A 4,766-nucleotide genomic window follows, 5' to 3' on the forward strand; every position below is an offset into this window, starting at 1 on the left:
CGCCGCCCAGGCGTGGTCGAAGGCGCGGAGGAAGGCGTGCACCGGTTCGCCGGGGACGTTGCGGTGTATCAGGGCCTTTGGCAGGCGCTCGGCCAGGTCCGAGGGGCGGCCGAGGGACGCCAGGCGGGCGGCGAAGGTGACCGTACGGGGGCCGTGCGGGCCGAGGGCCACCCATACGTGCCGCCGCCCGGCCTCGTCGCACGTGCCCTCCACCAGCAGGCCGCCCGGCGCGAGCCGCCCGCACAGGCGCCGCCAGGCCGCCGCCACCTCGGCCTCGTCGTACTGGCGCAGCACGTTCGCCGCCCGTATCAGGGCCGGGCGGGCCGGGCCGGGGCCGCCGGGCAGCGGGACCTCGAAACCGCCGTGGGCGAAGGCCAGGCCCGCGCGGGCGTACGGGCGGGCGGCGGCCACCCGCGCGGGATCGATTTCGACGCCGACGACCCGTATGTCGGGCCGGACCGTCCGCAGCCGGGTCAGCAGTTCCACCGCCGTCCAGGGCGCGGCGCCGAAGCCCAGGTCCACCGCTATGGGCGCGTCGGCGCGCCGCAGGGCGGGGCCGTGCGTGGCGGCTATCCAGCGGTCCATGCGGCGCAGGCGGTTCGGGCGGGTCGTCCCGCGCGTGACCGAGCCGACGGGCCGGGTCGGCGAAGCGAGGCGCACCATGGAACGGAACTGTAGGGCCGGGGGACGGCGCCCCGGGAGCCCCCGGGCACCGGCCCCCGTCCGGGTCCCGAGTCCCGTCCCGCCCGGGCCGGCGGGCCCCGTCCCGTCCGGGTCCCCGGGCCCGTCCCGTCCGGGTCCCCGGGCACCTGTCCCGCCCCGGCCCCGAGCCCGGCCCCCGGGAGAACCACGTCACACTTCGGCAACACGGAAATGGCTCGCCACGGGTTCCCGTTGACAACCGGGGGAAGTCGGCAGACCCCGTAAGCACCACCCCAAGGCACCCCCAAGCCCCCGAGGAGGTCGGCGCGCGGTGAGCCAGCACCCGATCCCGCCGCGCCTGCGGCGCGCCGTACGGCCCGCGCGCCGCCCGCGCCGCGTCGCGATGCTCAGCGTGCACACCTCGCCCCTGCACCAGCCGGGCACCGGCGACGCGGGCGGCATGAACGTGTACGTCGTGGAGCTGGCCCAGCGGCTGGCCGACCTCGGCATCGAGGTGGAGATCTTCACCCGGGCCACCGCCGCCGACCTGCCCCCGCAGGTCGAGCTGGCGCCCGGTGTGCTCGTACGGCACGTGACGGCGGGCCCGTACGGCGGGCTGGCCAAGGAGGACCTGCCCGCGCAGCTGTGCGCCTTCACGCACGGGCTGATGCGCGCGTGGGCGGGCCACCGGCCCGGCCACTACGACCTGGTGCACTCGCACTACTGGCTGTCGGGGCACGTCGGCTGGCTGGCGGCCGCGCGGTGGAAGGTGCCGCTGGTGCACGCCATGCACACCATGGCCAAGGTCAAGAACGCCGCTCTCGCCGACGGCGACCGGCCCGAGCCCGCCGCGCGCGTGCTCGGCGAGCAGCGGATCGTACGGGCCGCCGACCGGCTCATCGCGAACACCGCCGACGAGGCCCGCCAGCTCGAACGCCACTACGGCGCGTCCGGCGACCTCGTCGCCGTCGTGCACCCCGGGGTCAACCTGGACCGCTTCCGGCCCGAGCCCGGCCGGGCCGCCGCGCGCGAGCGGCTCGGGCTGCCGCGCGACGCGTTCGTGCCGCTGTTCGCGGGCCGCATCCAGCCGCTGAAGGCGCCCGACATCCTGCTGCGCGCGGTCGCCGAGCTGCTGGCCGCCGCGCCCGCGCTGCGCGAGCGGATCGTGGTGCCCGTGGTCGGCGGGCCGAGCGGCACGGGCCTGGCCAAGCCGGAGCGGCTGCACAAGCTCGCGGCCCGGCTCGGCCTGTGCGACGTGGTCCGCTTCCAGCCGCCGTGCGCGCAGGAGGAGCTGGCGGACTGGTACCGGGCGGCGACCACGCTGGTCATGCCGTCCTACAGCGAGTCCTTCGGCCTGGTGGCCGTCGAGGCGCAGGCGTGCGGCACGCCGGTCGTCGCCGCGTCGGTCGGCGGGCTGCCGGTGGCGGTACGGGACGGGGTGAGCGGCTTCCTGGTGCGCGGCCACGACCCGGCCGACTACGCGCGCGTGCTGCGCCGCTTCGCCGAGGACCCGGGCCTGGCCGACCGGATGGGCGCGGCCGCCGCCCGGCACGCCGCGTCCTTCGGCTGGGGCACGGCCGCGCAGACCACCGCCGAGGTGTACACGGCGGCGCTCGGCGAACGCCGTCGCCTACGATCACGTCATGGCTACTGCTGAGTCATCCGCTGGGAAGTCCGGGACGCCCCAGACCCCCGAGGCCGCCGCCGCGGCCGTCATCGAGCAGACCCTCGCGGACGCCGAGCTGGCCTGGGAGAGCCCGGCGCCCGGCACGTACGTCGTCACCCTGCCCGGCACCCGCAAGCTGTCCACGACCTGCTCGCTGCGCGTGGGCCGCCACTCGCTGTCGGTCAACGCCTTCGTCATCCGGCATCCGGACGAGAACCACGAGGCGTTCCACCGCTGGCTGCTGGAGCGCAACACCCGCCTGTACGGGATGGGCTACGCGCTGGACTCGTTCGGCGACGTCTACCTGGTGGGCCGCCTGCCGCTGGCCGCCGTCACCCCCGACGAGCTGGACCGGCTGCTGGGCACCGTGCTGGAGAACGCCGACGGCAGCTTCAACACGCTGCTGGAGCTGGGCTTCGCCTCCGCCATCCGCCGCGAGTACGCGTGGCGCACCTCACGCGGCGAGTCCACGCGCAACCTGGAGGCATTCAGCCACCTCACCCGCGACGCCCGTTGAGGACCGCGTAGTCTCGCGCGTATGGCCGACGCACCGTACAAGCTGATCCTCCTCCGCCACGGCGAGAGCGAGTGGAACGCGAAGAACCTGTTCACCGGGTGGGTGGACGTCAACCTCAACGACAAGGGCGAGAAGGAGGCGGTCCGCGGCGGCGAGCTGCTGCGGGACGCCGGCCTGCTGCCCGACGTGGTGCACACCTCGCTGCTGCGCCGCGCGATCCGCACCGCGCAGATCGCCCTCGACGGCGCCGACCGCCACTGGATCCCGGTCCACCGCTCCTGGCGGCTCAACGAGCGGCACTACGGCGCCCTCCAGGGCAAGGACAAGGCGCAGACGCTCGCCGAGTTCGGCGAGGAGCAGTTCCAGCTGTGGCGCCGCTCGTACGACACCCCGCCGCCGGAGCTGGCGGACGGCGCCGACTGGTCGCAGAGCGACGACCCGCGCTACGCGACCATCCCGCCGGAGCTGCGCCCGCGCACCGAGTGCCTGAAGGACGTCGTCGAGCGCATGCTGCCGTACTGGTACGACGCCATCGTGCCGGACCTGCTGACGGGCCGCACGGTGCTGGTCGCCGCCCACGGCAACTCGCTGCGCGCGCTGGTCAAGCACCTCGACGGCATCTCCGACGCCGACATCGCGGGCCTGAACATCCCCACCGGCATCCCGCTGTCCTACGAGCTGGACGCCGACTTCCGGCCGGTGGTGCCGGGCGGCACGTACCTCGACCCGGAGGCGGCGAAGGCGGCGATCGAGGCCGTGAAGAACCAGGGCAAGAAGTAGATCCGCCCCCGGACAGGCCCGCCACCTGCACAAACGCGCCAGTGGCGGGCCGTTAGCGATCACTGGGCCGTCTGTGGGCCGTCAGAGTCCGGAATGATCTTGTCGTAGACGGCCGCCACGGCCCGGCGGGTGCGCCCCTGGCTCGCGGGCATCAGGTGCGCGTAGACCTTCAGCGTGAGCCCAGGGTCCGAGTGCCCCAGGTACTCGGCCAGCGCCTTGATGTTCTCCCCGGCGTCCAGCAGCACCGAGGCGTAGAAGTGCCTGAGCGCGTGCATGCCGTGCTCTCGCGCCGCCGCGTAGGACTCACCGGGCTCGGGTATCGGGATGACACCTGCGGCGGCCAGAGCGGGCTTCCACGCCTCTTCGTTGAGCGACGTGCGCCAGACGTGCCCACCCAGCGGCGCCGTGAAGACCAACCGCCTGGTGACCAGCGGTCCGTCCGCTGTCTTCCACGGCAGGGTGATGTCGACGGGCGGGAACCGCTTCATGTGGTCCCTCAGCGCGTCGGCGACGGGCCCCGGGAGCGGGGTGTCCCTCAGCTTGCCGCCTTTGGGCGGGGCGAAGACGGGCCTGCTTCGGCTGAGCTTGAGCTGTTGGACGACGTGTACGGTCTCCGACTCGAAGTCGACCGAGTCAACGGCTATGCCCAGGATCTCCCCCTGGCGCAGTCCGCAGCCTGCCCCGATGTCGACCATGGCCCGGTAGCGCTCGGGCATCGCGGCCCGCACCGCGAACGTCCTTTCGGGCGACCATGGCACGACGCGCTTGCGGTCCACCACCGGAGCTTTCACGGTCCGTGCCGCACACGGGTTCCGGGAGAGGTAACCGTCGTCCACGGCGGCGCTCAAGACCGCACGGACGTTGGAGTAGATCACCCTGGCGTACGGACCGCGAACACCGCTCTCCCCCATCTGGCGCAGCCACTCCCGGATGTGCTCCGGCTGGAACGACGCGAGCGGGCGCGAGCCGATGTAGGGGAACGCGTGCAGCCGAAGCTGCGACGACATGGACGCCTCGGTGTTCGGGTCGTTCGCCGCAGTGGCCACCCACTTTTCCGCGTACTGCCGGAAGGTGGTCCGGGCGGCGGTCGGGTCGACGTACTGGCCGCGTTCCATGTCGGCCCTGGTCTGGGCAAGCCACTGCTCGGCGAGGCGGCGCTGT

General features: G+C 73.9%; 5 protein-coding genes. 3 read left to right on the top strand and 2 right to left on the bottom strand.

From position 1 onward, the window contains the following. The coding region (locus tag RKE29_RS27970; RefSeq protein WP_312008475.1) for a class I SAM-dependent methyltransferase at window positions 1–663 on the bottom strand (663 nt) is incomplete at its 3' end. A 310-nt stretch (window positions 664–973) separates the two neighbouring features. Between RKE29_RS27970 and mshA the strand changes: the two genes are divergently transcribed. Genes mshA through RKE29_RS27985 form a run of 3 tightly spaced genes read left to right on the top strand, consistent with a single transcriptional unit; the run spans window position 974 to window position 3,605 of the window. Next, on the top strand, window positions 974–2,299 hold the full coding sequence (mshA, locus tag RKE29_RS27975) for a D-inositol-3-phosphate glycosyltransferase (protein ID WP_312008476.1): 1,326 nt from the start codon (window positions 974–976) through the stop codon (window positions 2,297–2,299). After that, window positions 2,286–2,825 (top strand): YbjN domain-containing protein, encoded by a 540-nt coding sequence (locus RKE29_RS27980; RefSeq protein WP_312008477.1) that lies wholly within the window; start codon window positions 2,286–2,288, stop codon window positions 2,823–2,825. The genes mshA and RKE29_RS27980 overlap by 14 nt, the downstream gene beginning before the upstream one ends. Window positions 2,826–2,846: 21 nt before the next feature. Further along, complete coding sequence (locus RKE29_RS27985; protein WP_312008478.1) at window positions 2,847–3,605, top strand: phosphoglyceromutase; 759 nt, start codon at window positions 2,847–2,849, stop codon at window positions 3,603–3,605. 59 nt (window positions 3,606–3,664) lie between these two features. On the opposite strand, the gene RKE29_RS27990 is transcribed toward RKE29_RS27985, so the two are convergent. Next, window positions 3,665–4,766 (bottom strand): site-specific integrase (locus tag RKE29_RS27990; protein ID WP_312008479.1); only part of this gene is annotated, 1,102 nt, incomplete at its 5' end.

Source organism: Streptomyces sp. B1866 (assembly GCF_031932565.1).
Taxonomy (GTDB): Bacteria; Actinomycetota; Actinomycetes; order Streptomycetales; family Streptomycetaceae; genus Streptomyces.